General features: G+C 37.7%; 1 protein-coding gene and 1 pseudogene. Both read right to left on the bottom strand.

Translation table 11 applies throughout. From position 1 onward, the window contains the following. Window positions 1–221 precede the first annotated feature (221 nt). Window positions 222–521 carry a transposase gene (locus A9G35_RS05740; protein WP_065585449.1) on the bottom strand — a complete coding sequence of 100 codons (300 nt, stop codon included), beginning with the start codon at window positions 519–521 and terminating at the stop codon, window positions 222–224. A gap of 33 nt (window positions 522–554) precedes the next feature. Next, window positions 555–1057, bottom strand: a pseudogene (locus tag A9G35_RS05735) (primase-like DNA-binding domain-containing protein); the annotation flags it as partial.

The raw sequence follows: 1057 nt of genomic DNA, 5'->3' as shown, positions 1-1057 counted from the left end.
AATGTAACGGCGTGACACCCAAATATTCTCTTTTTGTAAATCAAAACGAATTCGTCTTGTACCATAAGACTGATAGCTCTGATTAAATAGCGTCACGATTTTATCGGCATAAAGCCCTACTGATTTTTGTCTATTCAATTTACACTGATAATAAGCATAATATCTTGATAATCCTAAATATTGACATAGCTTTGTTATGCTATAACGATGTCGATTTGCTTTTAGGATAGCGATTTTCGCCCTATTATCAGTGCTGCTTGCTTTAAAATATCGTTTTCCATGCGGAGTTGTTTAAGCTCTTTACGCAACGCGATTAGCTCTTGTTCTTGTGGACTGCGATTATCTTTTGTTTTAAATGAGCCACTTTGGCTTGATTGCGTTATCCAACGGTCCAAAGCTGATGGTGTCAAATCATATTCGGCAACGATTTCACTACGTGATTTACCATGTTGATAAAGACTGACCATTTGGTGTTTAAAATCATCTGTGAATGTTCGTCTTTTGCGTTTAATCTTATTCATATTTGTTCCTTTTTTAGTCGTGATAAGTTTACCTTACCCCTTAAAAAAGTTGTATGATTTAGTGTAGCCGATCCAGTTTAAACCTGTATTGCGGATGTATTCAATATAAGCATGATATAAATATTTTCGGGGGTTAAAGGGCATTATTCCCATATTGCCAATAAACATACCATTGGGATAATCAAGCGCATCAAGATAACTACAAAAATCTACTAAGTGGTCGGATTCGCGTTTAATCGCCGTCGCTTCGTCTGATTGTTGTTGCTGGTGTAGTCTTTCTTTGGCTTCTGCTGGACTGGTAAACTCATTTAATAGCAACCTCACAATTAAGGGGAGTTCTTGCTCTATTTTGCTAACCAAGTTTAAATCTCGCTCTTTTTCAGGGATAACCTCGCCAAAGTGAAAGATAACCCTACGCCGTGATATACCGCCGTTACGCTCGTTAAATCTCATTGCCTCGTTATTGATAACCAAGACTACCGCAGGGATTTTACAAGAGTAGGGTTGCTTGTGTTTTGGGTCTATTGCGACTTCAT

The organism is Gilliamella sp. Choc5-1 (assembly GCF_001690595.1).
In the GTDB taxonomy this organism is placed as follows: Bacteria; Pseudomonadota; Gammaproteobacteria; order Enterobacterales; family Orbaceae; genus Gilliamella; species Gilliamella apicola_M.
Note: the sequence above shows the minus strand (reverse complement) of the source record. Positions and strands in the feature narration are given on the sequence as shown.